Below are 26,025 nucleotides of genomic sequence, written 5' to 3'. Positions count from 1 at the left end.
CGGGCCGCCCCCGAACAGGGATTCCACCGCCCCGGCGTGTCCGGACCGCGAGAACTCCCCGGTCATCGCTTGATCGGCCGGGGATCGCCCTGCTATCTCTCCCGCATGAGCGGATACGCACCGGACGCCACCGACTGGCGGATCATCGAAGCCCTGCAGAGCCAGGGCCGCGCCAGCTTCGCCGAGCTGGCGCGGACCGTCTCCATGTCCGCGTCCGCCGTGACGGAGCGGGTGCGCCGACTGGAGGAGACCGGGGTGATCGCCGGGTACACGGCCGTGGTCGATCAGGAGCGGCTCGGGCTGCCGATACTGGCCTTCGTCAGGTTGCGCTATCCGCACGGCAACTACAAGCCGTTCCACGACCTGATCGACGCGATGCCGGAGATCCTGGAGGCGCACCACGTGACCGGCGACGACTGTTTCGTCATGAAGGTGGCCGCGCGGTCCATGCGGCACCTGGAGGAGATCTCCGGGAAGGTCATGACGCTGGGCTCGGTGACGACCAGCGTCGTCTACTCCTCGCCACTCCCCCGGCGCGCGATCAGCCGCTGACACCGGGACGTCCCGGGCGCCACCGCTCACGGTCATCGAATGACCGCCCCCGCTCCCCGCGCTACCCGTGCGTGCGGAGCCGCACGGCCGAGCCGTGCCGCTCCTTGACCACCTCCAGCTGGACCGGAATCCGGCGGCGCAGGTCGGCGACGTGGCTCACGATGCCGACGCTGCGGTCCCGTTCCCGCAGGGAGTCCAGGACGTCGAGGACCTCGTCGAGGGTCTGGTCGTCGAGGCTGCCGAAGCCCTCGTCGATGAAGAGGGTGTCGAGCCGGACGCCGCCCGCCTCGTCGGTGACGACGTCGGCGAGACCGAGCGCGAGCGCCAGGGAGGCGAAGAAGGTCTCTCCTCCGGAGAGGGTCGCGGTGTCGCGTTCGTTGCCGGTCCAGGCGTCGACCACATGGAGACCGAGCCCGGCGCGCTTGCCGCCGGAGCGCGCGTCGGAATGGACGAGGGTGTAGCGGCCGGAGGACATCCGCTGGAGACGGGCCGTGGCGGCGGCCGCGACCTGTTCGAGGCGTGCGGCCAGGACGTACGACTCCAGGCGCATCTTGCGCTCGTTCTCGGCGGAGGTGCCGGCGGTGAGCCCGGCGAGCCGGGCGACCCGTTCGTACTCCTCGCGGAGCGGACCGAGCCGGCGGACCTCGGCGTCGGCCTCGCGGGAGAGCCGGGCGAGTTCGGCGCACCGGTCCCGTACGGCGTCGAGGGCCGACGCCGCGTCGCGCAGGGCCCGTTCGGCGGCGGCGTGCGCCGACTCGGCTGCGGCCACGTCGGCGGGCGGCCGGTGGGCGGCGGCCTCGGTCTCGGGCTCCGCGAGCCGGTCGGCGACGGCGGCGGCCTCCGCGTGCCACGTGTCCAGGCGGTGCTGGAGGGCCCGGTGCTCGCCGTCGTCGAGGAGCGCGGCGGCGGCCGCGGCAGGGGTGTCGAAGCCGGCGCGGAAGGCGGCGTCGGCGAGACGGTCGTCGGCCTCCTTCAGGCGCTGGGCGGTGAGTTCGACGGTGCGTACGGTCTCGGCGGCGTCGAGCAGGATGGCGATCCGGCGCTCCAGGCGTGAGGCGTGCTCGGCGACGGAGCCGGACTCGCCCCTGCCCCGGGCCACCTCGGCCTCCAGGGCGGTCTGCTCCCGGTCGAGCGCCTCCCGCTGCGAGGTCCGCGCGGCGACCCGCCGCTCGGCCTCCCGCTGCGCGGCGGCCCTGTCCTCGTACTCCCGCTCGGCCCGCGCGAGACCCTCCCGCGCGGCGTGGGTCTGCCCGGCGAGCGCGTGCGCCTCGGCGTGCTGCCGGGCCAGCTCCTCGACCTCGCGGGCGAGCTCGTCGACGGTGGGCTCACGTACGCCGGAGTCGGGGCCGTCGGCGGGCATGGCGGATTCGGTACGGCCGGCACGCACGCCGGACTCGGCACCCTCGCCGTCCGCGCCGAACCCGGCACGTACGTCCGAGTCCGCACCGACGGTTCGTGCGCGGGAGTCGGCACGCGACGGGGCGCCCGTGCCCTGTCCCGGGACCGTACAGCGCTTCGGGTGGCGGTCGGCCGCAGCGTCGGCGGGGAGCTCCTCGCCCCTGGCACTGGGCAGAGCCCGGGCCGGAACGCCCTCCTCCGCGCTGGTGTCGGCGTCGGCCGCGTCCCCGGAATCGGGCGCCGTGGCCCGCCCGCCCGGCCATGCCCGCCCGGCCGGGCCGGACACCGGCCCGCCGGAGACGCCCGCCACGGCCGCGACCCTGGCGTCGGCGCCGACTCCCTCCGTCCGGGCGGCAACCGTCGTCGCCGGGCTCGTCAGGACCTCGGCGCGGGCGGAGGCCCAGGCTTCTCGGGTGACCGCGAGGTCGCGTTCCGCGGCGGTGCGGGTCTCCTCCGCGTGGGTGAAGGCGGCGTAGGCCGCGTCCTCCGTCGTACGGTCGACGTGGTCGGCGCCGGTGCGGGCGGGGGCCGGGTGGTCGGCCGAGCCGCAGACCTGGCAGGGGTCGCCGGGGGTGAGGGCGGCGGCCAGTTCGGCGGCGATGCCCCGCAGGCGGCGGGACTTGACGTCCAGCCAGGTCTCGTGGGCTTCGTTGCGGCGCTCGCGGGCGGACGTCAGCCGGGCCTCCGCATCGGCCGCCCGCAGCGCCAGGTCGTCCCGGCGGCGGGCCGCCGCCAGACGGCGGCGGGCGGGCTCCAGGCGGCCGGCGAGGTGCTCGGCCCGGGCGGCCGCCTCCTGCGCGGACTCGATGCGGGCCGTGAGCTCCGCGCGGCGGGCCCCCCATCCGGCCAGCCAGCCGGCCGAGTCCTGCAAGATCTCCTCGTCCGCGCGGGCCTGCCGTTCCAGTACCTCGCGTTCCCTCGCGATCTCGGCGCCGCGCCGCTCGGCGCGCCGCGCGGATTCGAGGCCGCCGAGCTCCTCGCGCAACCGCCGCTCCAGCGCGGAGAGCTGTTCCGCGCCGGCGTCGGCCAGGTCGTCCGGCAGCAGTCCGCGCGACCGCTCGCGTGCCGCGCTCGCCGAGCCGTGCTCGCGCTCGGCGTCGGCACGCAGGTTCAGCGCCGGCGCCACCAGGCCGGCCTTGCGCGCGCGATCGAGCGTGGTCTCCCAGCGGTCCCGCTCGGGCCTGCTCGCCTCCAGTTCCTCGTGCCGGCGCCGGGCCTCGGCGTACCGCGCCTGACGGGTCGCCAGTTCCCGCTCGGCGTCGAGCGCTCGGCGGGCGGCGGCCTGCCGCTCCTCCGCGGCGGAGACCGCCACGCGCGCGATGTCGAGGTGTTCGCGCGCCTCCGAGCGCGCCTCGGCCGCCCGCGTCTGGACGGCTTCGGCGAGCCCCGGCTCGCCGGGCCGCTCGTCGACGACGGTGCCGCCCGCCTCCTGCGCCATCCGGTGGGCGAGCGCGAGGAGCCGCTCGTCACCCTCCCGTACCTGTTGTTCGGCCGCGCGCCGCAGATCCGCGAGCCGCTCCTCGACGGCGGCGAACCGCCGGGTGTCGAAGAGCCTCCCGAGGAGCTTGCCCCGGGACTCCGCGTCGGCGCGCAGGAAGCGCGCGAAGTCGCCCTGCGGCAGCAGCACGACCTGGCAGAACTGCTCCCGGCTCATACCGACGAGCTGGACGATCTCCTCGCCGATCTCCTGGTGGGAGCGGCTGAGCCCGGCCCATTCACCCGTCTCGGGGTCGTACTCGCGCAGCCGGCTCTGAGCCTTCTCGGTCGTGAACCCGCCGCCCCGCTTCTTGGGGCGCGCCTGGGCCGGGCGGCGGGTGATCTCGAGTCGTCGGTCGCCCACGGTCAGATCGAGGGTGACCTCGGTGAACGTCCCGGCCGGCGCGTGGTCGCTGCGCAGCGAGGCGCCGGGGGTCTGCCGGGCGCCGGGGACGGAGCCGTACAGGGCGTAGCAGACGGCGTCGAGTACGGATGTCTTGCCGGCGCCGGTCGGCCCGTGGAGGAGGAAGAGCCCGGCGGACGACAGGGCGTCGAAGTCGATCTCCTGGGTGGTGCCGAAGGGCCCGAAGGCGGTGATCGCGAGGCGGTGGAGTCTCACCGGCCCACCTCGCGGCGCTCCGCGTCGACGCGTACGTCGTCGAGGGCGCCGTACAGGACCGCTCGCTCCGATCCGTCCGGTCCGGCGCCGCCGCGCACATGGGCCACGAAGTCCTCCGCGATCTGCTGGTCGGTGCGGTCCCGGAGCCGCTGGGCGTACGAGGCGAGCGGATCGCCCTCGGTGCGTTCCGGCTCGAAGACGAGGTTGAGGGTGTGCGGGAAGCGCTCGGAGAGCCGGGCCATCGGCTCGGCCGGCCGTACGGAGTCGGTGAGCGTCGCCTCGATCCAGGAGTCCTCGTGGCGTACGAGAGCGGGGTCGGCCAGCAGGTCGTCGAGGCGGCCCCTGATGCGGGCGAGCGCTCTGGGCACGGGGCAGTCGATCCGTTCGGCGGCCGCGATCTCGCCTTGCGGTCCGAGGTCGATCAGCCACATCGTCTTGCGGTGCTCGGCCTCGGAGAAGGAGTACGCGAGCGGGGAGCCGGAGTAGCGCACGCGCGGGGTGACGGTCTGGCTGCCGTGCAGATGGCCGAGGGCGACGTAGTCGACGCCGTCGAAGACTCCGGCGGGCACGGCCGCGACCCCGCCGACGGTGATGTCGCGTTCGCTGTCGCTGGGCTCGCCTCCCGCGACGAAGGCGTGTGCGAGGACCACGGAACGTGTTCCGGCGGGCCGTTCGGCGAGGTCGGCCCGGACCCGTTCCATGGCGGCACCGAGAACCGCCTCGTGTCCCGCCTTCGGGGCGCCGAACCGCTCACGGACGAGGGCGGGTTCGAGGTACGGCAGGCCGTAGAGGGCGACGTCGCCATGGTCGTCGGCGAGGACGACGGGGGTGCCGATCCCCGCCGGGTCGGTACGGAGGTGGATTCCGGCGCGCTCGATGAGCCCGGCGCCGACGCCGAGGCGGCGGGCCGAGTCGTGGTTGCCGGAGATCATCACGGTCGGCACCCCGGCGTCGGCGAGCCGGTGCAGGGCGGTGTCGAAGAGCTCCACGGCGGGCAGCGGGGGGACGGCCCGGTCGTAGACGTCACCGGCCACGAGGACCGCGTCCACCTCGCGCTCGCGCACCGTCCTCACCAGGTGGTCGAGGAAGGCGGCCTGAGCATCGAGGAGGCCGACCCGGTGGAAGGAACGGCCCAGGTGCCAGTCCGACGTGTGCAGAAGTCTCAACGTGCCGCTCCGCGCCGCATGTCTCCGCCGCCCCGCATGTCTCCGGCCCCTGCCTGTCCGCCCCGCACGTGTTCCGTTCTTCCGCCCCGGCCGTCACGGCGGGCGCACGGGCCTCGCGGACAGCAGCGACCACGCTAGCGCGCCTGAGGACCTGATCCGGCACGGACGCCGGATCACGGCCGGTCGCACCCCTCGCTTCCGGCGCGTCCGACGCCCCGGGCCCATCGCCTCGTGTCCTTCATCTCGGGCCCTTCACCCCGCGCGCTGGGGCCCGGCGCGGCCGAGACGCCGTGACGCACCCCTCACGCGTCGCCGTACGCCTCGCCGCCGAGCTCCAGGGTCGCCGCGCCTGCCGTCACATCGGCGAGCCACGCCCGGAACGCCTCCACGTCGGCGTCCGGCAGACCGATCTCGATGGTGACCGCCTCGCCGTACCGCACCTCGCGCACCCCACGCCCGGTCGCCCGCAGATCGTTCTCCAGCTTGCCCGCCCGCTGGTGGTCCACGGTGACGGTGGCGAGACGGAAACGCTGGCGGGTGAGGGTGCCGAGGGCGTCCAGGGCCTCCCCGACCACACCGCCGTACGCCCTGATCAGCCCGCCCGCGCCGAGCTTGACGCCGCCGTAGTAACGGGTGACGACGGCCGCGACGTACCGCATCTCGCGTCGCATCAGCATCTGGAGCATGGGGGTGCCGGCGGTGCCGCCGGGCTCACCGTCGTCACTCGCCTTCTGGACGGACGCGTCGGCGCCGATGACGTACGCGAAGCAGTTGTGCGTGGCGGTCGGGTGCTCCTTGCGGACGCGGGCGACGAAGTCCTGCGCCTCCTGCTCGGTCGCGACGGGCGCCAGCGCGCAGATGAAGCGCGAGCGGTTGATCTCGGTCTCGTGCACGCCCTCTCGGGCGAGCGTGCGGTACTGCTCGTGCATCCCGCCACCCTATGCGTCCGCCGGACGGCTCCACCCCCGGGACCTCCGACGCATGTCCTGGGCGTGACGTCCCGGTGCGGCGTCCGGGAATCCTCCGGGGGCCGGGCTCGTTCAGCCGAGGGACCAGCGATCCATGGGAGGCAGCGCATGAGCGGCGAGACGGCGACCACCGAGCCGGACACCGTACGGAAGATCCTGACGGACACGGGCGACACCTGGGCCGTCGTGGGTCTGTCGTCGAACCAGGCGCGCGCGGCGTACGGCGTGGCGGCCGTGCTGCAGCGCTACGGCAAGCGGATCGTGCCCGTCCACCCGAAGGCGGAGACGGTGCACGGGGAGCGGGGCTATGCCACGCTCTCCGACATCCCGTTCCCGGTGGACGTGGTCGATGTCTTCGTCAACAGTGAGCACGCCGGGCAGGTCGCGGACGAGGCGGTGGCCGTGGGTGCGAAGGCGGTCTGGTTCCAGCTCGGCGTGATCGACGAGGCGGCGTACGCCCGGACCCGCGAGGCGGGCCTCGACATGGTCATGGACCGCTGCCCCGCGATCGAGATCCCGCTCCTCAGCTGACGGGGACGCCCAGGCCCTCCAGGACGACGGCGCCGGGCAGCTCGGCGAAGGCCTTGCCCGGCACGATGAGCTTGCCGCGGCGCCGGCCGCTGCCGATCAGGACCCACGGGGTGTCGACGACGGTGGCGTCGACGAGGACCGGCCAGTCGCCCGGGAGGCCGATCGGTGTGACGCCGCCGTACTCCATGCCGGTCGCGCCGATCGCCGTGTCCATCGGCGCGAACCGCACCTTGCGCGAGCCCAGATGCCTGCGGACGACCCCGTTGACGTCCACGCGGGTCGCCGAGCGCACCACACAGGCGGCGAGCGTCGTCGCCTCGCCGCGCTTCCCGGCGACGATCACGCAGTTCGCCGATTCGTCGAGCAGCCGGGAGCCGTGGTGCGCCACGAAGACGGCCGTGTCGGCGATCTCCGGGTCGGTGTCGACGTACAGCAGCTGGTCGGCCGGTACGGCTCCCTGCCAGGCGCGGACGGCGGCGGCGACCGGCTCGGTCAGCAGCTCCAGGCAGTCGGGGGCGGGGCGGGCGTTGTCGAAGTCTCCGATGGGGGCGCGCATGCCGGTCAGGCTAACAAGCCGGTCCCGGGCGGAGGTTGGGCGTCTCAGCGTACGGGCGGGATGGAGACGGCCATCGTCATCTCCACCCGCTCGTCGCCGTCGTTGCGGTAGGCATGCGGCACATTGCCCTCGAAGACGGCCGAGGTGCCGGCCGGAAGGGTGTGCTCCGCGCCCTCGACCACGAGGGTGAGCACGCCCTGGGTGACGTGCAGCAGCTCGGTCGTCCCCTCGGGGTGCGGGTCGGAGGCGCTGCCGTCACCGGGCATCAGCGTCCAGGACCAGAGCTCCAGCGGACCGCGGGCCTCGGTGCCGGCGAGGAGCGTGGTGTGGCTGCCGGTGGAGGTGGACCACATGCGCACCGCCTGGTCGGGCGGCACGAGGCGGACCTGGGGTCCCTGGTCGTAGTCGAGGAGGGTGGTGATCGAGACCCCGAGGGCGTCGGCGAGTTTCACCGTGGTGCCGACGCTGGGGTTGGTACGGGCCTGCTCGATCTGGATGATCATGCCGCGGCTGACCCCCGCGCGCGCGGCCAGCGCGTCCAGCGTGAACCCGCGTTCATGGCGCCACCGCTTCAGGTTCCGCGCGAGCGACTGCGTGAGCTGATCGAGGTCCGACACATTCCGTCCAATATTCTGGATGACAGAGTTCAACAGACTGAACTACGGTGTGGTGTACCACGCTGTACCCAGCTGTCCACCGCACTGTACTGCGAGACCACCCCCTGCGAGGATCCCATGACTGCCCTGTTCGCCCTGGCCACCGCCCTGCTCTGGGGGCTGGCCGACTTCGGCGGCGGACTGCTCACCCGGCGCATACCGGCTCTGACCGTCGTCGTCGCCTCCCAGGCGATCGCGGTCGTCGTCCTCGGCGCGATCGTGATCGCCACCGGCGGCTGGAGCGAGATCGGCCCGGACCTCTGGTACGCGGTCGCGGCCGGCGTCGTCGGCCCCGTGGCGATGCTCTGCTTCTACAAGGCACTCGCCCTCGGCCCCATGGGCGTGGTCTCCCCGCTCGGCTCGCTCGGTGTCGTGGTCCCCGTCTCGGTGGGCCTGCTGATCGGCGACCGCCCCGGGCTGCTCCAGTTCGCCGGGATCGGCGTGGCCGTCGTCGGCATCGTCCTCGCCGGCGGGCCCGAGCTGCGCGGTGCGCCCGTCCAGCGCCAGGCGGTGCTGCTCACCCTCGTCGCCGCCTTCGGCTTCGGCTCGGTGATGGCGTTGATCGCGGAGGCGTCGTCGACGCTCACCGGGCTCTTCCTGGCACTGTTCGTCCAGCGGGTCACCAACGTCCTGGTGGGCGGCGGCGCGCTCTACGTCTCCGTGAAGCGGGGCGGGCGGGCGCTGCCCGAGGGCGGCGGCGGGATGCGGGTCGTCTGGGCCGCGGCCCCGGCCCTCGCCTTCGTCGGCCTGGCGGACGTCGCCGCCAACGGCACGTACTCGATCGCGGCGCAGAACGGTCCCGTCACCGTCGCCGCCGTCCTCGCCAACCTCTACCCCGTCGTGACGGCACTCGCGGCACGCGGGGTCCTCAAGGAACGCCTGCGCGCCGTCCAGGCTGCGGGCGCGGGTCTCGCCCTGGTCGGCACGGTCCTGCTCGCCACGGGCTGACCGCCCGTCCACCCGGGGGCGGCCGCCCAAGGCGCGGGCGGCCATCGGCTCAGGCGTCCTTCAGGACGTCCTTCACGTCGCCTTCGATCTCGTCGGCGAGCACGAGTTCCGCGAGCGCGGCGAGCTGTTCGGGCGTCACACTGTCCGGTATCGGCACCGGCGCCGGGGTCCGCAGCGGCGGCTGCCAGCCCTTCTCCGGGTCCCAGCTGCGCACCACCCGCGCCGGGGCGCCGGCCACCACCGAGTGGTCCGGCACCTCTCCCCGTACGATCGCGCCCGCCGCGACCACCACATTGCGGCCCAGCCGCGCCCCCGGCAGGATCACCGCGCCGGTGCCCAGCCAGCAGCCGGGCCCGATCGCCACCGGTTCCGAGCGCGGCCACTGCCGGCCGACGGGCTCGTGCGGATCGTCGTAACTGTGGTTCGTCGAGGTGATGTAGACGTACGGCCCGCAGTACGTGTCGGAGCCGATGGTCACCGTCGTGTCCGCGATGACGTGGCTGCCGCGCCCCAGGACCACCCCGTCGCCGAGCGTCAGGACCGTCTCCGGGCCGAGGTCGAGGCCGGGCATCATTCCGGCGGTGAGCGTGACCTGTTCGGCGATGATGCAGTGCTCGCCGATCTCGATCCAGGGCTCACCGAAGACGGTGCCCTGCGGGAAGGCGAGCCGGGTGCCCGCGCCGAGACGGCGGAAACGCAGCCGCCCGGGGGACCCGGCGGTCACCGCACCGGCCTCCTGCACCCAGCGCCAGCCGGCCTGCACGGCGCGGGCGACGACGCGGCGCCGCAAGCCGGCGAGAGACGAGAACGTGTTTCTGTTCCTGGGCACCCGCCCACGGTAGTCGCCGCCGTCACACCTGATCCGCGCGGTGCGCTGTGATGTCCGTTACGAGTGTCCGTCACGGGTGTCGATCTCGGCGGCGATCGTGACTCGGGCGGTCGACGGCGGGCGGGCGCAGGGCATCTCGTAGGGTTCCCCCAGGCGCGGCCCAAGAGCGAGCGAGCAGGAGCGGACGATGACCGAGCAGGCGTTGATCAAGGCCGTGGGCGGCAAGGAGCCGCGGGTCGATCCCACGGCCTTCACGGCCCCCACCTCCGTGGTGCTCGGCGACGTCACGCTCGGCGCCCGCGCCAGTGTCTGGTACCACGCCGTGCTACGGGCCGACTGCGGCCCGATCGCGATCGGCGAGGACTCGAACATCCAGGACAACTGCACCGTGCACGTCGACCCGGGTTTCCCGGTGACGATCGGCGACCGGGTCACGGTCGGCCACAACGCGACGATCCACGGCTGTACGGTCGAGGACGACGTCCTGGTCGGAATGGGCGCCACGGTCCTCAACGGCGCTCGCATCGGCGCCGGTTCGCTCGTCGCCGCGCAGGCGCTCGTGCCCCAGGGGATGGAGATCCCGCCGGGTTCGCTCGTCGCCGGGGTCCCGGCGAAGGTACGGCGCGAGCTGACCGAGGAGGAGCGGGCGGGCATCCGCCTCAACGCGGAGATGTACCTGCACCTGGCGAAGGCGCACGCGGAGGTCTTCGACGACGGACCCGAGGACCGGATCGGCTGAAGCGGCTGAAGCGACGCGACCACCGGCGCGACCGCGACGACCGAGGGCGCGGTGCCTCACCGGCACCGCGCCCTTCGCCGTACCACCGTCGCTCAGTCGGCGACCGGCACGGGCTCCTTCGCCACCGGCACGGCGGACGCCGGAGCCTGCGTCTCCGCCCGGGCCGCCGCCTTCTTCGCTCGGTTCTTCAGGACGAGCATCGAGGTGAGTCCGATCGCCACCGCGAGCACCAGTCCCAGCCACGAGAAACGCTTCAGCCACGCCTCGGCGACCACACCGACCGAGTAGACGACGGCCGTGGTCCCGCCGGCCCAGAGGATGCCGCCGAAGACGTTGGCGAGGAGGAACTTCCAGTACGGCATGCGCAGCACGCCCGCGAGCGGTCCGGCGAAGATCCGCAGCAGGGCGACGAAGCGGCCGAAGAAGACCGCCCACACGCCCCACTTCTCGAAGGACCGCTCGGCCAGTGCGATGTTGGCCTCGCTGAAGTGCTTGGGGAACTTCTTGCCCAGCCAGGCGAGCAGCGGTCGCCCGCCCTTGCGGCCGATCGCGTAACCGATGGAGTCGCCGATGATCGCGCCGGCCGTGGCGCAGGCGCCGAGGACGTACGGATTGATGTCGCCGTGCTGCGAGGCCAGCAGGGCCGAGCTGACGAGGACGATCTCGCCGGGCAGGGGGATGCCCAGGCTCTCCAGCCCGATCACCACTCCCACCAGCGCGTAGATGGCGACCGCGGGGATCGTCTCCAGCCACTCCTGGACGTGCAACGCGAGTTCCTCCCGTATCGACCGTCGACGCCGGGCCCGTCTTGTCGGCCCGGGGTCGCGGCGTGCGCGGCGTCGCGCACGCCGGGGCAGCCTACCTGCTCAGGGGGTACGGACCTCGACATCGACGGTGGGCCCCTCGTCCCGGTGGGAGGCGGCCGGACGGGCAGCCGGACGGACCGTCGGGCGCCGCTTCCCGGCCGCTCCGCGCACCGGGTGCCGGCGGTGTCCGCGGAGCGGACCGGACGCGTCCGCCCCCGCGTCTCTTCGAGTGCGGGGGCGGACGTGACGACCGTACGGAGGCCGGGAGGCGGTGGGCCTCGAGGCCGAGCGGTCAGGAGTTCGGGCGCAGGGTCCAGACGACGGTCATCTCGCCCGTCACGGCCCCGTCCTCACGGGTGATCGCGATGTGGACGGGGAACTCGGGGCGTTCACCGGCGTCGAGTTCGGCGACGACCTCGGCGGCGGGGCGGCCCAGCGTGGCCGTGGCGGTGACGACACCCATGGCGAGCTTCTTGTAGCCGATCTCCGCCTTGACGGCGAGCGGCACGGCGCGGTTCAGCTGCTCGCCGAAGGCGGCGAGGACGATCGCCCCGCTGGCGGACTCGGCCAGCGTGAACATGGCTCCGGCGTGCGGTCCGCCGACGTGGTTGTGGTAGTCGGCCTGGTCCGGCATGCGGACGACGGCACGCTCGGAACTGGTCTCCAGGAACTCCAGGTTGAGGGTCCTGGCCATGGGAACCGTGGCGGCGAGCATCTCGCCGACGGACATCTGGTCTGCGCTCATGCGCCGAGGTTACCCGCGAGTAGCAGGGATGGCCATCCCCTCGCGCCCCGGTCGGCGCGGGGGCGGGCGTAGCCGGGTTCCCGCCGCACCTCTATGGTTACTGGCCATGTGGCCAGGACAGCAGCCGCCCGGGGGCGAGCAGAACCCGCAGGACCAGAACCAGAACCCGTACCAGCAGCCGGGTTACCAGCAGCCGAACCCGTACCAGCAGCCGCCGCAGGGGCAGCCGCCGACGCAGCCGCAGGGGCAGCCTCAGCTGCCGCCCACGCAGCCGCAGGGACAGCCCGGGTATCCGCAGCAGCCGCCGCAGGGCTATCCCCAGCAGCCGGCCCAGCCCGGATACCCGCAGCCCAACCCGTACCAGCAGCCGACCGTGCCCCAGTACGCGGTCCCCGGCCCCGTCCAGCCCGGTGACGGCTCCGGCGGCGGCAGGAACAAGCAGACGACGCTCATCGCGATCATCGCCGCGACCGCCGTGATCGTCGCCGCGGGCGTCACCGGCTACCTCGTCCTCGGCAACGACGACGACAAGAACACCACCGCCACCGACCCCAAGCAGTCCGGTTCGGCCACCCCGTCCACCCCGCCGTCCGCGCCCCCGCTCGACAACCCGCGCGACGACGCCGGGCAGCAGCCGACGATCCCGGGCTGGAAGGTCGTGCACAACCCGAAGTACGGGACGCTGTTCGACGTACCGCCCGAGTGGGAGCTGCTGAAGCCCGGCTCGATCACGTTCTTCGAGGACGAGAAGAAGAACGACGGCACCCCCGTCGTCACGATGTCCGCGCCCGCCCGCTACAAGAGCAAGTGGTGCACCTTCGACTCCGACAAGAACGGCACCGAGGAGACCTGGGGCCTGAGCAGCGTGGGCACCAAGGGCGGCCAGGGCGCCAAGAACACCGAGGAAGCGGCGTTCAACGAGGCCGGCAACTGGGTGTGGGCCGGCTACGCCCAGCACATGCCCAAGGGCACCATCAAGATCAGCAAGGCCGTGCCGTACACCACGAAGTCCGGACTCGTGGGCAGTGTCTCGACGGCGACCGCCCCCGGCATCAAGAAGCGGAACAAGTGCGAGTCGGACGGCAAGTCCATCGCGTTCTCCTTCAAGAACGCCCAGGGCGACTTCTCCTCCTGGGTGCTCTACGCGGCGGACGGGGTGAAGGAGGAGCTGCCGGACGCCACGATCCAGCAGATCCTCTCCACCGTGCGCCTGGCGCCCTCCTCCTGACCGCACGCCGCCGCACGGACGCCGCCGCCCGGGCGGCGGCGTCCGCTTAACGGTTTGGCAGGAGGCGGCGGCGCCAGGGATAGTCCCGGAGTGAGAACTCCCGCCGCCTCCGCCCGCACGCCGCTGCGCTCCCGCCGTCCCGAGTGGGCGGGCCGCAACTATCTGCTCCTGACCGCCGCCGCGATCATCACCAACCTCGGTACCCACGGGGCCCTGATCGCGGCGGCGTTCGCCGTTCTCCAGTCCGGCGGGGACGGTGGCGACGTGGGCCTGGTGGCGGCGGCCCGCACCCTCCCGCTCGTCCTCTTCCTGCTCATCGGCGGCGCGGTGGCCGACCGCATACCCCGGCACCGCGTGATGGTCGCCGCCAACGCCCTCAACTGCGTCTCGCAAGGCGCGTTCGCCCTCCTCGTCCTGGCGGGCGACCCTCAGCTCTGGCAGATGATGGTCCTCACCGCGCTGTGCGGCACCGGCCAGGCCTTCTTCAGCCCGGCCGCCGAGGGCATGCTGCTGTCCAGCGTCAGCGGCGAGCAGGCCAGCCGTGCCTTCGCCCTCTTCCGGATGGCCATGCACGGCGCCGGGATCGGCGGTGCCGCCCTCGGCGGCGCGATGATCGCCGCCGTCGGCCCCGGCTGGGTCCTCGCCATCGACGCCGCCGCCTTCGCCCTCGCGGGCGCGCTGCGCGCGTTCCTCGACGTCAGTCATATCGCCGAACGCGCGGGGGGCGGCGGTCTGCTCTCCGATCTGCGGGAGGGCTGGCAGGAGTTCATCGGCCGCCCGTGGCTCTGGTCGATCGTGGCCCAGTTCTCCATCGTGGTGGCGCTGGTCGGCGCGGCCGAGTCGGTGTACGGACCGCTGGTCGCCCAGGACCATCTGGGCGGGGCGCGGCCCTGGGGACTCGCCCTGGCCGCGTTCGGTGTCGGCACGCTCGCGGGGGCCTTCCTGATGATGCGCTGGAAGCCGCGGCGGATGCTGCTGGTCGGCACCTTGGGCGTCTTCCCGATCGCACTGCCTTCGGCGGCGCTCGCGGTGCCGCTGGACGTGGTGGGGCTGTCGGCGGCGATGTTCGTCAGCGGTGTGGCCATCGAGGTGTTCGGCGTGGCCTGGATGACGACGCTGCACCAGGAGATCCCGGAGGACAAGCTGTCGCGGGTCTCCGCCTACGACTGGTTCGGCTCGACGGCCATGCTGCCGCTGTCCACGGCGCTCGCGGGTCCGGCGGAGAGCCTGTTCGGCCGCCGGGAGGCGTTGTGGGGCTCGGCGACGCTGATCGTGATCGTGACGGCGCTGGTGCTGCTTGTGCCGGACGTACGGAACCTGACGCGTCGTACGAAGCGGGTCGCCGGCCCGGTCGACGGCGGCGCCGCCCTCCCGGACACCGCCGCCGCGATGCGTCCCACGGCGGTCACCGACGGCCGACCGGACCGCTCCGGCACCTGAGGGCGCCGGCCCCGACGGACGGCCGGACCTCCGGGTCCCTCCCCGCGAGCTGCGAGCCGCTGCCGCCGGGCCTCAGCCGACGCTGAAAGCGCCGTCCGGCGGTACGGGAGAGGGCACGGCGTCCTCGTCGTGCACCGGCCGGGCGTCGCCGGTGAAGCGGGCGAGCGAGGCGCCGTACTCCACCCGGGCCGGAAACGCGTCCGCGGCCGCGCGGCGGGCCAGACGGGCGGTGTCGATCTCCGCGTCGGAGGCGACGAGGACGGCGTTGCCGAAGCGGCGCCCGCGCAGCACGGCGGGTTCGGCGATCAACGCCAGTTCGCCGAAGACGGCGGCGAAGGTGGCCAGTTGGGAGCGGAGGAAGGCGAAGGGCGCGCCGTCGGCCAGGTTGGCGACGTAGGTTCCGCCCGGCCTCAGCACCCGCCGGGCAGCGCGCGCGTACTCGGCGGAGGTCAGATGCGCGGGCACCCGGGAGCCGCCGAAGACGTCGGCGATCAGCACGTCGGCCGACGCTGCCGGGGCGTTCTCCAACCAGGCGCGGGCGTCCGCCCCGTGCACGGTGACACCCGAGCCGGCCGGCAGCGGAAGGTGCTCGGTGACCAGGTCGAGCAGTCCCCGGTCCGCCTCGACCACGTCCTGGCGGGAGCCGGGACGGGTCGCGGCGACGTAGCGGGGCAGGGTGAGCGCCCCGCCGCCGAGGTGCAGGACGTCGAGGGGCACTCCTTCGTCGGCGGCGCTGTCGAGCACATGGGCGAGCCGGCGCGCGTACTCGAACTCGAGATGCGTCGGCTCGTCCAGGTCGATGTACGACTGGGGCGCGTCGTCGACGGTGAGCAGCCAGGCCCGCTCCCGGTCGACATCGGGCATGAGCCGGGCGGTGCCCTGGTCGACGTCCCGGATGACGGGAATCTGCTCGTTCACGCTCCCATTGTGCCCGCGCTCGCCGGTCAGGGCGTCGACCGCGGTGACGAGGAGCCGCCGCTCGGGCCACTCCGCTGTCCGCGGCCTGATCAGAATCCGGCGCGGCCGGCGAGGCCCGTATCCCGCGTGCTACGGAATACGGGCCTCCCGTCGTCGGGCGGTGCCGGCTCAGCCGACGGAGGTGACCGTGCCGGCGCCGACCGTGCGGCCGCCCTCGCGGATCGCGAAGCCGAGACCGGGCTCCAGCGGTACGTCACGGCCGAGTTCGACGGTCATGGTGACCGTGTCGCCGGGACGCGCCACCGCCGTCTCACCGAGGTCGACGTCGCCCACGACGTCCGCGGTCCGGATGTAGAACTGCGGCCGGTAGCCGGTGGAGACCGGGGTGGTACGACCGCCCTCCTTGCCCGACAGGACGTACACCTGGGCGGTGAACCGCCGGTTCGGCACGACGCTGCCGGGCGCCGCCACCACATGCCCGCGACGGACCGCGTCCCGTGGGACACCGCGCAGCAGCAGCGCCACGTTGTCCCCCGCCTCGGCCGACTCCATGGGCTTGCCGAAGGTCTCGACGCCGGTGACGACCGTCTCGGTGTCCGCGCCGAGCACCTCCACGCGGTCGCCGACGCGCACCGTGCCCCGCTCGATCGCGCCCGTGACGACCGTGCCGCGGCCGGTGATCGTGAGGACGTTCTCGACGGACATCAGGAACGGCGCCTCGACATACCGCACGGGCATGGGCACATAGGTGTCCACCGCGTCGAGCAGCGCCTCGATCGCGCCGGTCCAGCGCGGGTCGCCCTCCAGGGCGCGCAGGCCGGAGACGCGTACGACGGGGACGGAGTCGCCGCCGTAGCCGTGCGCGGTCAGCAGCTCCCGCACCTCCAGCTCGACCAGGTCGGTCAGCTCGTCGTCCCCGGCGTCGGCCTTGTTGAGGGCGACGACGATGTGGTCGACGCCGACCTGACGGGCCAGCAGGACGTGCTCGGCGGTCTGCGGCATGATCCCGTCGAGCGCGGAGACGACGAGGATCGCCCCGTCGAGCTGGGCCGCGCCCGTGACCATGTTCTTGACGTAGTCGGCGTGGCCGGGCATGTCGACATGGGCGTAGTGCCGGGTGTCGGTCTCGTACTCGACGTGCGCGATGTTGATGGTGATGCCGCGCTGGGCCTCCTCGGGCGCGCGGTCGATGCGGTCGAACGGCACGAACGTGCCGGTCCCGCGCTCGCTGAGGACCTTGGTGATGGCGGCGGTCAATGTGGTCTTGCCGTGGTCGACATGGCCCATGGTGCCGATGTTCAGGTGCGGCTTGGTGCGCACGTATGCCGTCTTGGGCATGGTTCGCTCGTTCCTCGATCTCGAAGCGTGAGGGGACCCCGGGGCCTGACCGACCCTCCCCCTACGGGGTCCGCCGGACGATCCGGGGAGGGTCAGCTTCGGGCGCCGTCAAGGGCCGCGAGGGAAGCCGCGACAGAAGCCGCGCAGTAGCCGACGGCAGCCTTCGGCGCGGCCGCGTCTGCGGGCCGTGCTGCGAGGAAGGCGTACCGGAACATGCACACGATCATGTCGTGGCGGGCCGCCGGCGTCGAACGATTTTCGTGGCGTCGGAGGGTGTCAGAGGTTCTTGAGGGCCTCGCGGACGGAGAGGGGTGAGAGGCGGGTCCGGTGCTGTGTCACGAAGGCGCGCACCCCGTCGGGGTCGGTCTTGGCGTACTCCCGCAGGGACCAGCCGATCGCCTTGCGGATGAAGAAGTCGGGGTGGCCGGCCTGGCGCAGGCAGTGGGCGAAGAGCCGCTCGGTGTCGGTCGCGTCCTTGAACCTGAGTTGGTGCAGGAGCGCGGTGCGCGCCACCCACAGGTCGTCGTCCTCGATCCACGCGTCCATGCGGGCCGCGAGCGCCGGATCGGCCGCGACGAGTCCGCCGACGACGTGTGCGGCGAGGTGGTCGACCGTGTCCCACCAGGAGGTGGTGGTGACGAGCCGCCGGGCGACGGGCAGGAATCCGGAGGAGCAGCGCCTCACGTACCGCCGCAGATAGTCGACGGCGAAGTAATGGTACTCGCGCTCGGGGAGGGCGAAGCAGCGCAGCGCGACGGCCGCGCAGTCGTCCTCGTCGGGGCGTGGGGTGCCGTCCAGGACCGTACGGGACAGCGCGCGCCGTTCCGGGGTGGGGATGCCGAGGAACGGCGCGACGCCCTTCATGTACGCGCTCGCCTGCCGCGCCCGGACGGGATCGCCGGCGGTCGGGTAGGTCTCCGTGAGGCGGGCCAGCAGGGTGTCGGCGAGAGCGCTGTCGGGGACGGCGGACGTCATGCGTTTCACACTACGGCGGATGACGCGCATTACGGCGATCACATGTGCTTGTCGGTTAGTCTCCCCGGATGCTCGACCCCGTCACCCGGCCGCCGGGCTCTCTCGCTCTTCGCTGCTCCCGGGCCCTGCTCTCGCCCTGGTCGCGGCTCTCCCTGCTCGCCGTTCTGCTGCTGAGCGCGGCCACGACGGTGGTGCTGTACGAGCCACAGCGCCTGCTCGCCACGGGCTGGCCGCCGCAGGTGAGCGGCGCGGGGGCGGTGGTGCTGTTCGGTCTCGCGTACGGGCTGTGCACGGCCGCGTTCGTACCCCGGCCGATCCTGAACCTGGCGGCGGGCGCGCTCTTCGGCACCCAGGCGGGGCTGATGGCGGCGGTGGCGGGGACGGTCCTGGGGGCCGGGATCTCGTTCACGCTCGGGCGGGTGCTGGGGCAGGACGCGTTGCGGCCGTTGGTGCGGGGCCGCTGGCTGAAGGCGGCGGACGGGCAGTTGAGCCGGCACGGGTTCCGCTCGATGCTGGCGATCCGCCTCTTCCCCGGAGTGCCGTTCGCCGCCGCCAACTACTGCGCGGCGGTCTCCCGTATGGGCTACGCGCCGTTCCTCCTCGCCACCGGGCTCGGGTCGATCCCGAACACGGCGGCGTACGTGGTGGCGGGCAGCGAGGCCGGCTCCCCGACCTCGCCCGCCTTCCTGATCTCGATGGGGTTCATCGTCGTCTCCGGCCTGGTAGCGGCGGTCGTCGCCTGGCGCAAGCGCCATGGCCTGCGCGCGACGGGCGAAGCTCCTTCCGGACCCGCGCCGGAGCGCGCTCTCGCGGGGGCGGGCGCGGCGGAGCACCGGTAATCGCCCCTGGGCTGCCGGGAGTCGCCCACCACCACCCGCCGGGCCCGTGGGCTCAGAGCGCCTCGACGATCATCGCGTTGGCCAGGCCCCCCGCCTCGCACATCGTCTGGAGGCCGTAGCGCGCACCGCGGGCGCGCAGGGCGTGGACGAGTGTGGTGGTCAGGCGGGTGCCGCTGGCGCCGAGCGGATGGCCGAGCGCGATCGCGCCGCCGTGGACGTTGACCTTGGCCGGGTCCGCGCCGGTCTCCTGCTGCCACGCGAGCACCACGCTCGCGAAGGCCTCGTTGACCTCGAAGAGATCGATGTCGTCCAGGCCGAGGCCCGCCCGCCTCAGCACCTTCTCCGTCGCGGGGACGACTCCGGTCAGCATGAGCAGCGGGTCGGAGCCGGTCACGGCGAAGCTGTGCAGCCGGGCGAGCGGGCGCAGCCCGAGCCGCCGCGCGGTCTCCGCCGCCATGACGAGCACCGCCGAGGCGCCGTCGTTCGTGGGGCTGCTGTTCCCCGCCGTCACCGACCAGTCGATCTGCGGGAAGCGCTCGGCGAAGACCGGGTCCTGGAAGGCGGGCCGCAGTCCGGCCAGGACCTCGGTCGTGGTCGAGGGCCGCACGGACTCGTCGCGGTGGACGTCGCCGTACGGGGCGACCTCCGCGTCGAAGAGCCCGCCCTCCCAGCTTCGCGCCGCCTTGGCGTGCGAGGCGGCGGCGAACTCGTCCATGGCCTCGCGTCCGATGGACCACTTCGCGGCGATCAGCTCGGCGCTGATCCCCTGCGGGACCAGCCCCTCCGGGTAGCGCTCGGCGACCCCCGGGCCGAACGGGTCCGCGCCCGCCGGCACGTTCGACCACATCGGGACCCGGCTCATCGACTCGACCCCGCAGGCGATCGCGATGTCGTACGCGCCCGAGATCACGCCCTGGGCGGCGAAGTGCACGGCCTGCTGGGACGAGCCGCACTGCCGGTCGACGGTGGTGGCGGGCACCGAGTCGGGGAAGCCGGCGCCCAGCCAGGCGTACCGGGTGGTGTTCATGGCCTGCTCGCCGACCTGGTCGACGGTGCCGCCGATGACGTCGTCGACGAGGCCCGGGTCGATGCCCGCGCGCTCGATCAGCGCCGTGAGGGTGTGGGAGAGCAGGGCGACGGGATGGACCTGGGACAGCGCGCCGGTGGCCTTTCCCTTCCCTATGGGCGTGCGGACTGCTTCGACGATGACGGCGTCGCGCATGATGACGGCTCCTCGATCACCAGATGAGTTGGAAAACCGAACCAACACTTGTCAGTAACATAGCCCAGTGGGTTGGAATATCAAACCCTCTCTCTTTCCTGCCTTAGGCTGGGGCGCATGAAGGCCGCCCCCCGCCCCTGCTCGATCGCCGACGCCCTCGCCCTCGTCGGCGAGAAGTACTCCCTGCTGGTGCTGCGCGAGATCTCGCTCGGCGTGCGCCGCTTCGACCGGATCGCCCGCAACACCGGGGCCCCGCGCGACATCCTGACCAGCCGTCTGAAGCGCCTGGTGGAGGCCGGAATCCTGGAGAGGGTGCCGTACAGCGACCGCCCTCGACGCTTCGAGTACCGGGCCACACCGGCCGGTGAGGAGCTGCAGCCCGTGCTGCTGACTCTGATGGCCTGGGGCGACCGGCACCTGAACAAGGAGCACCGGCCGGTGCTCCTGGAGCACAGCTGCGGTGAGGTTCTCAGCCCCCGGGTCGTCTGCGCCTGCTGCGGCGGCGAGGCGGACACCGCGAGTCTGACCCCACACGTGCGGGCTCCGGGCTGGACGACGACGGGCCCGTCGGACGACCCCGCGCGGACCTCCGCGGACAGGGCCCCGCACAGCGCCTCGGAGACCTGAGATCGGCCCCGTCACCTGAGGGCGGTACGCTGCGCAGCGACCGGCGGTGGATCTCCGATCCGACCGCCGCGGGCTCGTGGCGTCACCCGCGTGGCGGCCTCGGCCCGATCTCTTCTGACCGCACGAGCACATTCGGGACGGCCCTAGCCCCATGAGTTGGTTCGAATCATTCATCCTCGGACTCGTCCAGGGGCTGACGGAGTTCCTTCCCATCTCCTCCAGCGCGCATCTCCGCCTCACCGCGGCGTTCGCGGGCTGGCACGACCCGGGCGCGGCCTTCACCGCGATCACCCAGATCGGCACGGAGACCGCCGTCCTGATCTACTTCCGCAAGGACATCGCGCGGATCGTCTCGGCCTGGTTCCGCTCGCTGCGCGACAAGTCGATGCGCCGCGACCACGACGCCCAGATGGGCTGGCTCGTCATCGTCGGCTCCATCCCCATCGGCGTTCTGGGCGTCACGTTCAAGGACCAGATCGAGGGCCCGTTCCGTGATCTGCGGCTGATCGCCACGACCCTCATCGTGATGGGCATCGTCCTCGGCGTGGCGGACCGGCTGGCGGCCCGCGACGAGATCGGCGGACGCCACCGCGCGATCCGCGAGCGCAAGACGCTCCAGGACCTCGGCGTGCGGGACGGCCTGATCTACGGCCTCTGCCAGGCGATGGCGCTGATCCCGGGCGTCTCCCGCTCGGGCGCGACGATCTCCGGCGGTCTGCTCATGGGCTACACCCGCGAGGCGGCGGCCCGGTACTCGTTCCTGCTCGCCATCCCCGCCGTACTCGCCTCCGGCGTCTTCGAGCTGAAGGACGCGGGCGAGGGCCACGTCTCCTGGGGCCCGACGATCTTCGCGACGGTCATCGCGTTCGTCGTCGGCTACGCCGTCATCGCGTGGTTCATGAAGTTCATCACGACCAAGAGCTTCATGCCGTTCGTGGTCTACCGGATCCTGCTCGGCATCCTGCTCTTCATCCTCGTGGGCACGGACGTCCTCAGCCCCCACGCGGGCGAGTCGGCGGGCTGACACCCGCTCCGGCCACTCCGACCGCGCCGCGTGCTCAGCCCCTTCCGCCCCTACGAAGAGCGGTCGGGGTCCGTTCGGGCGGGAGCCGGGCCGCGCGCCGGATCGGGACGGGTCGCCGGACTCGGGGGACTTCCCGGCGGCTCTGTTTCAGGTGCGCGCGCCCCGCCCGAACGGACCTGACGATCCTCCCGCCGGGCACCCGTGGCGGCGAGGGTGTGCGCGACACCGTTCGACGCGTTCCTTTCACACCCGGTGCGAACGGAACGCACCGCGCCACCAGGCGGTCTCCGGGCGCCCGTCGCACCCTGGAACCATGGCCTGGCAACCACCCATCGTCGTGCACCGCCCCTCCCCCGGCGGCGGCCGGCGCGTCACCGTGCGCGGGCAGATCGTGGGCCTCGCGGACAACGACACCGACCTCGTCGAGTTCCTGCGCCGCGCGGGGCTCGAGGACGCCGACATGATCCTGGACGACCCGCACCTGGTGGAGTGGCGCGGCGGCCGCCCGCACCGCTGGGAAGCCGCCTGAAGCCTGTCCCTTCGACGGCGGGCCCACGGCGGATCTACGGGGTGTACGGCACGCGGGCGATCTCGCGGATGCCGCCCAGCGTCCCCCATTCGTTCTTGCCGAGCCGGGTCAGCGGCCGCATCAGGGTGATCTCGGGGTGGCCGTCGACCATCACCGCCTCGTCCACCGCCGCGTGCACCACCCGGCCGAAGACGACCGTCGAGTCGCCGATCCGCAGCGTGCTGTGCAGCTCGCACTCCAGGGCCACCGGCGCCTGCGCCACCCGGGGAGGCTTCACCCGCAGGCTCGGCTCGCGCTCCACCCCGCACACGTCGAACTCGCTCGTTCCACGTGGAAAGTCGGTCGCCGTGGCGTTGATCCGCTCGAAGAGCGGTTCGGGCGCCAGGTTCACCACGAACGCGCCGGTGTCCTCGACATTGCGCAGCGAGTCCTTGCGCCCCACCGAGGTGAACTGGACGACCGGCGGCGTCACCGACGAGATGGTGAAGAAGGAGTGCGGGGCGAGGTTGTCGACGCCGTCCGCGGAGGTCGTCGAGACCCAGGCGATCGGCCGGGGCACGACGGTGGCGGTGAGGAGCCGGTAGAAGGTGTTCCGGTCGCTGAGGCCGGGGTCGATGTCGATGCGCATCCCGAAAGTATGACCGCGATCCGGCCATGCCCCGCCGCACGGCCCCTGGCCCCGCGGCACTCCCTGCCCGACACTGAGCCGATGACACAGCGCGTGGATCTCGCGACCGTGATGGACCGGCTGGCCATCGACGACCTCGTCACCGGGTACGCGGTGGCCGTGGACGACTCCGACTGGGCGGGCTACCGGGCGTTGTTCACCCGTGACGGCCGCGCCGACTACCGCGGGTCGGGCGGCGTCGAGGGCCCCGCCGCCGAGGTCGCCGACTGGCTCGCCGAGACGATGCGGCTCTTTCCCGTACGCCAGCACCTCATCGTGAACCGGCGCGTCCGCATCCAGGACCTCGGCGGGTATCCGGGCGACAGCGCGGACGTGCGCGCCGACTATGTGAACCCGATGCGGTTCGAGTCCGGCGAGGACTTCGTGTGCGGCGGCCGGTACACCTTCGGCCTGCTGCGTACGGACGCGGGCTGGCGACTCCGTTCGGTGGTCGTACGCGAGAAATGGCGCCGGCCGTAGCGCCGCACGCGCACACTGGAGGCGACACCCGAAGGCGCGGGACCTGGAGGCGTGGGATGCGGATTCCGTTCGGCCGGCGCCGCCCCGAAGGGGCCGGGGCCGGGTCAGGACCCGGCCCCCGTCCGCAGGTCCGCGACTCCGGCCGGCGGGAACCCGGCCCATACGGCGCCGACGGCGCGGCCCGGGAACCCGGGATGGGGGAACCCGACCCCAACGGGTGGGGGACCGCCTCCGGTGCCCCGCCCCGCCCCCCGCGGGCGTCCCGCCGTTCCGCCGCACGCGCCGCGCTCGCCGTCGTCTTCGGGGCCGTGCCCGCGCTCGCCTTCCCCGCGCCCGCCCTCTGGTGGCTCGCCTACGTCGCACTCGTCCCGTGGCTGCTGCTGCTCCGTACGGCTCCGACCGCGCGCCGGGCCGGCCTGGAGGGCTGGCTGGGCGGCATCGGCTTCACGCTGGCCGTGCACCACTGGCTGATGCCGAGCCTGCACGTCTTCATTCTCGTACTGGCCGCTCTGCTCGGGCTGTTGTGGGTGCCCTGGGGGTGGCTGGCGCGTGCGATGCTCGGGGACGGCCCCCCGGGTCCGCGCGCCGCCGCTCTCCTCGTCCTGCCCTCCGGCTGGCTGCTGATCGAACTCGTCCGGTCCTGGGAGGGGTTGGGCGGGCCCTGGGGGCTGCTCGGCGCCAGCCAGTGGCAGGTGGCACCCGCCCTGCGGCTCGCCTCCGTCGGCGGTGTCTGGCTGGTGACCCTGCTGGTGGTGGCGGTGAACACAGCGGTGGTCCTTCTGGTGTCGGCCGCGTCCACACGTCTGACCGCCCTCGTCGGGCTCGTCGTGTGTGCCCTCACCCTGGGTGTGGTGTGGTGGGGCGTCGGCCCACCACACGAGCAGGGGACGGTGCGGGTCGCCGTCGTCCAGCCCGGGGTGTTCGACGGCTCCGGTGGCGCCGAGCGGAGATTCGCCCGTGGTGAGGAGCTCACGCGAGGGCTCGCGGGCCGGGGCCTCGACCTGGTCGTCTGGGGCGAGAGCAGTGTAGGCGCCGATCTGACCGCCCGCCCCGACCTCGCCGCCCGGCTGACCGCGCTCGCCCGCGCGGTGGACGCACCGATCCTGGTCAATGTGGACGCCCGCCGCTCGGACCGGCCGGGCATCTTCAAGAGCGGTGTCCTGATCGGGGAGAACGGTCCGACCGGAGACCGCTACGACAAGATGCGGCTCGTGCCGTTCGGTGAGTACATCCCGGCCCGGTCGGTGCTCGGCTGGGTGACGTCGGTCGGCAAGGCGGCGGGCGAGGACCGCCGACGGGGCACCGCCCCGGTGGTGATGACCCTGCCGGCCGACGACGGCCGTCCGGCTCTGCGGATCGGCCCCCTCGTCTGCTTCGAGTCGGCGTTCCCCGACATGAGCCGTCGGCTGACCCGCGAGGGATCCGAGCTGCTGATCGCGCAGTCGGCGACCTCGACCTTCCAGGACAGCTGGGCGCCCGCCCAGCACGCGTCGCTGGCGGCGCTGCGGGCGGCGGAGACCGGCCGTCCGGTGGTGCACGCGACACTGACCGGCGTCAGCGCGGTCTACGGCCCCGACGGCCGGCGCATCGGCGCGCCCCTGTCGACCGACCGGAGCGCCGCCGTCGTCCACGAGTTGCCGCTGTCCCGGACCACCACCGGGTACGCGCGCCACGGCGACTGGCCGTTGTGGGGCGCGCTCGCGGTCCTCGCCGTGCTCTGTGCCGCCGAGGGCATGGGCTCGCTCAGGAAGCCTGCGTCAGGGACTCTCGTACCACGCGCTCGCACAGCGCGTGGGTCAGCAGCGCGTCCCGTGCGCTGAGCCGCCTGCCCGCCCGTACGGCGTCGAGGAAGGCGACCACGGCCTGTTCGATGCCGCGCTGGCGGGCGACCGGGACCCAGTCCCCGCGTCGGCGGATCGTCGGCTGCCCCTTGTGGTCCACGACGTCGGAGATGTTGAGGACCTGGCGCTTGGTGTCCTGCCCGGAGACCTCCAGGATCTCCTCGGTGGAACCGTTCATCCGGTTCATCATGCCGATGGCGGTGAAACCGTCGCCGGAGAGCTGGAGCACGACGTGGTGCATCAGTCCGTCGCGGACGCGAGCCCGTACGTCCGTGTGCTCCACCTCTCCGGGCAGCAGGAAGCGCAGGGTGTCGACGACGTGGATGAAGTCGTCGAGGACGAGGGTGCGCGGGTCCTCGGGCAGCCCGATCCGGTTCTTCTGCATGAGGATCAGGTCCCGCGGGTGATCGAGGCACTGCGCGTACGCCGGTGCCAGACGGCGGTTGAAGCCGACGGCCAGGCTGACGCCCCGCTTCTCGGCCAGCTCCACGATCGCTTCGGAGTCCGCGTACTCGTAGGCCAGCGGCTTGTCGACATAGGTCGCCACGCCGGCTTCGAGGAGCCGGGTGGCGATCTCGGCGTGGACGGCGGTCGGGGCGTGGACGAAGGCGGCGTCGATGCCCGCGGCGAGCAGCGAGTCGAGGTCGCCGTGACGGCGGGCGGCGGGCACGTGGTGGGCGTCGGCGACCCGCGCCAGGGTCGCAGAGGTACGCGTCTGCAGATGGAGCTCGACCCCGGGAAGGGCGGCGAGGACGGGGAGATAGGCCTTCTGCGCGATGTCGCCGAGTCCGATGCAGCCGACCTTCACGGGATCTCCTAGCGCTGGGTGAGGCGCGGTCCGACGGGCCCCGGTGTTCCGTTGGCCGTTGTCGTCGTGCCGCTGACGGTGAGGGATGTGCCGTTCGCGC

General features: G+C 73.0%; 26 protein-coding genes. 12 read left to right on the top strand and 14 right to left on the bottom strand.

The window, feature by feature from the left end; all coding sequences use genetic code 11:
- The first annotated feature begins 105 nt into the window (after positions 1–105).
- Positions 106–552 carry an Lrp/AsnC family transcriptional regulator gene (locus ABZY12_RS03005; protein WP_356886466.1) on the top strand — a complete coding sequence of 149 codons (447 nt, stop codon included), beginning with the start codon at positions 106–108 and terminating at the stop codon, positions 550–552.
- 61 nt (positions 553–613) lie between these two features.
- Here ABZY12_RS03005 and ABZY12_RS03000 read toward each other — a convergent pair whose 3' ends face one another.
- The 3 genes from ABZY12_RS03000 to ABZY12_RS02990 form a co-directional block, all read right to left on the bottom strand.
- A complete protein-coding gene (locus ABZY12_RS03000) occupies positions 614–4,045 on the bottom strand; it encodes an AAA family ATPase (RefSeq protein ID WP_356886464.1) in 3,432 nt (1,143 codons plus the stop codon).
- Positions 4,042–5,211 carry an exonuclease SbcCD subunit D gene (locus tag ABZY12_RS02995; RefSeq protein ID WP_356886462.1) on the bottom strand — a complete coding sequence of 390 codons (1,170 nt, stop codon included), beginning with the start codon at positions 5,209–5,211 and terminating at the stop codon, positions 4,042–4,044. The genes ABZY12_RS03000 and ABZY12_RS02995 overlap by 4 nt, the downstream gene beginning before the upstream one ends.
- 302 nt (positions 5,212–5,513) lie before the next feature.
- Positions 5,514–6,140, bottom strand: a complete 627-nt coding sequence (locus ABZY12_RS02990) for a YigZ family protein (protein ID WP_356886460.1) — start codon at positions 6,138–6,140, stop codon at positions 5,514–5,516.
- A gap of 147 nt (positions 6,141–6,287) precedes the next feature.
- Here ABZY12_RS02990 and ABZY12_RS02985 point away from each other — a divergent pair, with 147 nt between their 5' ends.
- On the top strand, positions 6,288–6,710 hold the full coding sequence (locus ABZY12_RS02985) for a CoA-binding protein (RefSeq protein ID WP_356886458.1): 423 nt from the start codon (positions 6,288–6,290) through the stop codon (positions 6,708–6,710).
- Here the strand turns inward: ABZY12_RS02985 and ABZY12_RS02980 are convergent.
- Both ABZY12_RS02980 and ABZY12_RS02975 read right to left on the bottom strand, forming a co-directional pair.
- Positions 6,703–7,266 (bottom strand): YbaK/EbsC family protein, encoded by a 564-nt coding sequence (locus ABZY12_RS02980; protein ID WP_356886456.1) that lies wholly within the window; start codon positions 7,264–7,266, stop codon positions 6,703–6,705. The genes ABZY12_RS02985 and ABZY12_RS02980 overlap by 8 nt on opposite strands.
- 44 nt (positions 7,267–7,310) lie before the next feature.
- A complete protein-coding gene (locus tag ABZY12_RS02975) occupies positions 7,311–7,883 on the bottom strand; it encodes an XRE family transcriptional regulator (RefSeq protein ID WP_356886454.1) in 573 nt (190 codons plus the stop codon).
- 117 nt (positions 7,884–8,000) lie between these two features.
- Between ABZY12_RS02975 and ABZY12_RS02970 the strand changes: the two genes are divergently transcribed.
- Positions 8,001–8,870, top strand: a complete 870-nt coding sequence (locus ABZY12_RS02970) for a DMT family transporter (RefSeq protein WP_356886452.1) — start codon at positions 8,001–8,003, stop codon at positions 8,868–8,870.
- Positions 8,871–8,919: 49 nt separating this feature from the next.
- On the opposite strand, the gene ABZY12_RS02965 is transcribed toward ABZY12_RS02970, so the two are convergent.
- Positions 8,920–9,699 carry an acyltransferase gene (locus ABZY12_RS02965; protein WP_356886450.1) on the bottom strand — a complete coding sequence of 260 codons (780 nt, stop codon included), beginning with the start codon at positions 9,697–9,699 and terminating at the stop codon, positions 8,920–8,922.
- Between the two features lie 187 nt (positions 9,700–9,886).
- Here ABZY12_RS02965 and ABZY12_RS02960 point away from each other — a divergent pair, with 187 nt between their 5' ends.
- Positions 9,887–10,438 (top strand): gamma carbonic anhydrase family protein, encoded by a 552-nt coding sequence (locus tag ABZY12_RS02960; RefSeq protein WP_356886448.1) that lies wholly within the window; start codon positions 9,887–9,889, stop codon positions 10,436–10,438.
- Positions 10,439–10,530: 92 nt separating this feature from the next.
- On the opposite strand, the gene ABZY12_RS02955 is transcribed toward ABZY12_RS02960, so the two are convergent.
- Both ABZY12_RS02955 and ABZY12_RS02950 read right to left on the bottom strand, forming a co-directional pair.
- The gene (locus ABZY12_RS02955; protein ID WP_356886446.1) at positions 10,531–11,205 is read right to left on the bottom strand and encodes a DedA family protein; all 675 of its coding nucleotides are present in this window, start codon (positions 11,203–11,205) and stop codon (positions 10,531–10,533) included.
- Between the two features lie 331 nt (positions 11,206–11,536).
- On the bottom strand, positions 11,537–11,974 hold the full coding sequence (locus ABZY12_RS02950; protein ID WP_356886972.1) for a DUF4442 domain-containing protein: 438 nt from the start codon (positions 11,972–11,974) through the stop codon (positions 11,537–11,539).
- Between the two features lie 121 nt (positions 11,975–12,095).
- Here ABZY12_RS02950 and ABZY12_RS02945 point away from each other — a divergent pair, with 121 nt between their 5' ends.
- Both ABZY12_RS02945 and ABZY12_RS02940 read left to right on the top strand, forming a co-directional pair.
- Positions 12,096–13,217, top strand: a complete 1,122-nt coding sequence (locus ABZY12_RS02945; RefSeq protein WP_356886444.1) for a hypothetical protein — start codon at positions 12,096–12,098, stop codon at positions 13,215–13,217.
- A gap of 90 nt (positions 13,218–13,307) precedes the next feature.
- A complete protein-coding gene (locus ABZY12_RS02940) occupies positions 13,308–14,657 on the top strand; it encodes an MFS transporter (protein ID WP_356886442.1) in 1,350 nt (449 codons plus the stop codon).
- 72 nt (positions 14,658–14,729) lie between these two features.
- On the opposite strand, the gene ABZY12_RS02935 is transcribed toward ABZY12_RS02940, so the two are convergent.
- The 3 genes from ABZY12_RS02935 to ABZY12_RS02925 all read right to left on the bottom strand — a co-directional run bounded on the left by ABZY12_RS02935 (position 14,730) and on the right by ABZY12_RS02925 (position 17,888).
- Positions 14,730–15,575, bottom strand: coding sequence for a fused MFS/spermidine synthase (locus tag ABZY12_RS02935; protein ID WP_356886440.1), 846 nt, complete (start codon positions 15,573–15,575; stop codon positions 14,730–14,732).
- A 168-nt stretch (positions 15,576–15,743) separates the two neighbouring features.
- Positions 15,744–16,913 (bottom strand): elongation factor Tu, encoded by a 1,170-nt coding sequence (gene tuf / locus ABZY12_RS02930; RefSeq protein ID WP_356886438.1) that lies wholly within the window; start codon positions 16,911–16,913, stop codon positions 15,744–15,746.
- A 276-nt stretch (positions 16,914–17,189) separates the two neighbouring features.
- Positions 17,190–17,888 carry a DNA alkylation repair protein gene (locus tag ABZY12_RS02925; protein ID WP_356886436.1) on the bottom strand — a complete coding sequence of 233 codons (699 nt, stop codon included), beginning with the start codon at positions 17,886–17,888 and terminating at the stop codon, positions 17,190–17,192.
- A 68-nt stretch (positions 17,889–17,956) separates the two neighbouring features.
- On the opposite strand from ABZY12_RS02925, the gene ABZY12_RS02920 reads away from it, so the two are divergent.
- Complete coding sequence (locus ABZY12_RS02920) at positions 17,957–18,727, top strand: TVP38/TMEM64 family protein (protein WP_356886434.1); 771 nt, start codon at positions 17,957–17,959, stop codon at positions 18,725–18,727.
- Between the two features lie 52 nt (positions 18,728–18,779).
- Here ABZY12_RS02920 and ABZY12_RS02915 read toward each other — a convergent pair whose 3' ends face one another.
- A complete protein-coding gene (locus ABZY12_RS02915) occupies positions 18,780–19,949 on the bottom strand; it encodes a thiolase family protein (protein ID WP_356886432.1) in 1,170 nt (389 codons plus the stop codon).
- Positions 19,950–20,066: 117 nt separating this feature from the next.
- On the opposite strand from ABZY12_RS02915, the gene ABZY12_RS02910 reads away from it, so the two are divergent.
- The 3 genes from ABZY12_RS02910 (at position 20,067) to ABZY12_RS02900 (ending at position 22,129) form a co-directional block, all read left to right on the top strand.
- On the top strand, positions 20,067–20,576 hold the full coding sequence (locus ABZY12_RS02910; RefSeq protein ID WP_356886430.1) for a helix-turn-helix domain-containing protein: 510 nt from the start codon (positions 20,067–20,069) through the stop codon (positions 20,574–20,576).
- 151 nt (positions 20,577–20,727) lie between these two features.
- Positions 20,728–21,600 (top strand): undecaprenyl-diphosphate phosphatase, encoded by an 873-nt coding sequence (locus ABZY12_RS02905; RefSeq protein WP_356886428.1) that lies wholly within the window; start codon positions 20,728–20,730, stop codon positions 21,598–21,600.
- 313 nt (positions 21,601–21,913) lie between these two features.
- Positions 21,914–22,129: a hypothetical protein gene (locus ABZY12_RS02900; RefSeq protein ID WP_356886426.1), complete on the top strand. Its 216-nt coding sequence runs from the start codon at positions 21,914–21,916 to the stop codon at positions 22,127–22,129.
- Between the two features lie 34 nt (positions 22,130–22,163).
- Here ABZY12_RS02900 and ABZY12_RS02895 read toward each other — a convergent pair whose 3' ends face one another.
- On the bottom strand, positions 22,164–22,757 hold the full coding sequence (locus ABZY12_RS02895) for a flavin reductase family protein (RefSeq protein ID WP_356886424.1): 594 nt from the start codon (positions 22,755–22,757) through the stop codon (positions 22,164–22,166).
- Between the two features lie 81 nt (positions 22,758–22,838).
- Between ABZY12_RS02895 and ABZY12_RS02890 the strand changes: the two genes are divergently transcribed.
- Complete coding sequence (locus ABZY12_RS02890) at positions 22,839–23,276, top strand: nuclear transport factor 2 family protein (RefSeq protein WP_356886422.1); 438 nt, start codon at positions 22,839–22,841, stop codon at positions 23,274–23,276.
- Between the two features lie 194 nt (positions 23,277–23,470).
- Positions 23,471–25,096 (top strand): apolipoprotein N-acyltransferase, encoded by a 1,626-nt coding sequence (lnt, locus tag ABZY12_RS02885; protein ID WP_356886421.1) that lies wholly within the window; start codon positions 23,471–23,473, stop codon positions 25,094–25,096.
- Here lnt and ABZY12_RS02880 read toward each other — a convergent pair.
- Positions 25,020–25,925, bottom strand: coding sequence for a Gfo/Idh/MocA family oxidoreductase (locus ABZY12_RS02880; RefSeq protein WP_356886419.1), 906 nt, complete (start codon positions 25,923–25,925; stop codon positions 25,020–25,022). The genes lnt and ABZY12_RS02880 overlap by 77 nt on opposite strands.
- Positions 25,926–26,025 lie beyond the last annotated feature (100 nt).

The organism is Streptomyces sp. NPDC006551 (genome assembly GCF_040611675.1).
GTDB lineage: Bacteria > Actinomycetota > Actinomycetes > Streptomycetales > Streptomycetaceae > Streptomyces.
The sequence above is the reverse complement of the archived record's forward strand: the minus strand, read 5'-3'. Positions and strand labels throughout refer to the sequence as shown.

Coding starts and splice junctions, on each gene's coding strand:
- ABZY12_RS02925 (WP_356886436.1), bottom strand. CDS start 17,888: ATGACGTCCGCCGTCCCCGACAGCGCTCTCGCCGACACCCTGCTGGCC.
- ABZY12_RS02915 (WP_356886432.1), bottom strand. CDS start 19,949: ATGCGCGACGCCGTCATCGTCGAAGCAGTCCGCACGCCCATAGGGAAG.
- ABZY12_RS02920 (WP_356886434.1), top strand. CDS start 17,957: ATGCTCGACCCCGTCACCCGGCCGCCGGGCTCTCTCGCTCTTCGCTGC.
- ABZY12_RS02990 (WP_356886460.1), bottom strand. CDS start 6,140: ATGCACGAGCAGTACCGCACGCTCGCCCGAGAGGGCGTGCACGAGACC.
- lnt (WP_356886421.1), top strand. CDS start 23,471: ATGGGGGAACCCGACCCCAACGGGTGGGGGACCGCCTCCGGTGCCCCG.
- ABZY12_RS02900 (WP_356886426.1), top strand. CDS start 21,914: ATGGCCTGGCAACCACCCATCGTCGTGCACCGCCCCTCCCCCGGCGGC.
- tuf (WP_356886438.1), bottom strand. CDS start 16,913: ATGCCCAAGACGGCATACGTGCGCACCAAGCCGCACCTGAACATCGGC.
- ABZY12_RS02980 (WP_356886456.1), bottom strand. CDS start 7,266: ATGCGCGCCCCCATCGGAGACTTCGACAACGCCCGCCCCGCCCCCGAC.
- ABZY12_RS02910 (WP_356886430.1), top strand. CDS start 20,067: ATGAAGGCCGCCCCCCGCCCCTGCTCGATCGCCGACGCCCTCGCCCTC.
- ABZY12_RS02895 (WP_356886424.1), bottom strand. CDS start 22,757: ATGCGCATCGACATCGACCCCGGCCTCAGCGACCGGAACACCTTCTAC.
- ABZY12_RS02985 (WP_356886458.1), top strand. CDS start 6,288: ATGAGCGGCGAGACGGCGACCACCGAGCCGGACACCGTACGGAAGATC.
- ABZY12_RS02950 (WP_356886972.1), bottom strand. CDS start 11,974: ATGTCCGTCGGCGAGATGCTCGCCGCCACGGTTCCCATGGCCAGGACC.
- ABZY12_RS02945 (WP_356886444.1), top strand. CDS start 12,096: ATGTGGCCAGGACAGCAGCCGCCCGGGGGCGAGCAGAACCCGCAGGAC.
- ABZY12_RS02960 (WP_356886448.1), top strand. CDS start 9,887: ATGACCGAGCAGGCGTTGATCAAGGCCGTGGGCGGCAAGGAGCCGCGG.
- ABZY12_RS03005 (WP_356886466.1), top strand. CDS start 106: ATGAGCGGATACGCACCGGACGCCACCGACTGGCGGATCATCGAAGCC.
- ABZY12_RS02970 (WP_356886452.1), top strand. CDS start 8,001: ATGACTGCCCTGTTCGCCCTGGCCACCGCCCTGCTCTGGGGGCTGGCC.
- ABZY12_RS02905 (WP_356886428.1), top strand. CDS start 20,728: ATGAGTTGGTTCGAATCATTCATCCTCGGACTCGTCCAGGGGCTGACG.
- ABZY12_RS02890 (WP_356886422.1), top strand. CDS start 22,839: ATGACACAGCGCGTGGATCTCGCGACCGTGATGGACCGGCTGGCCATC.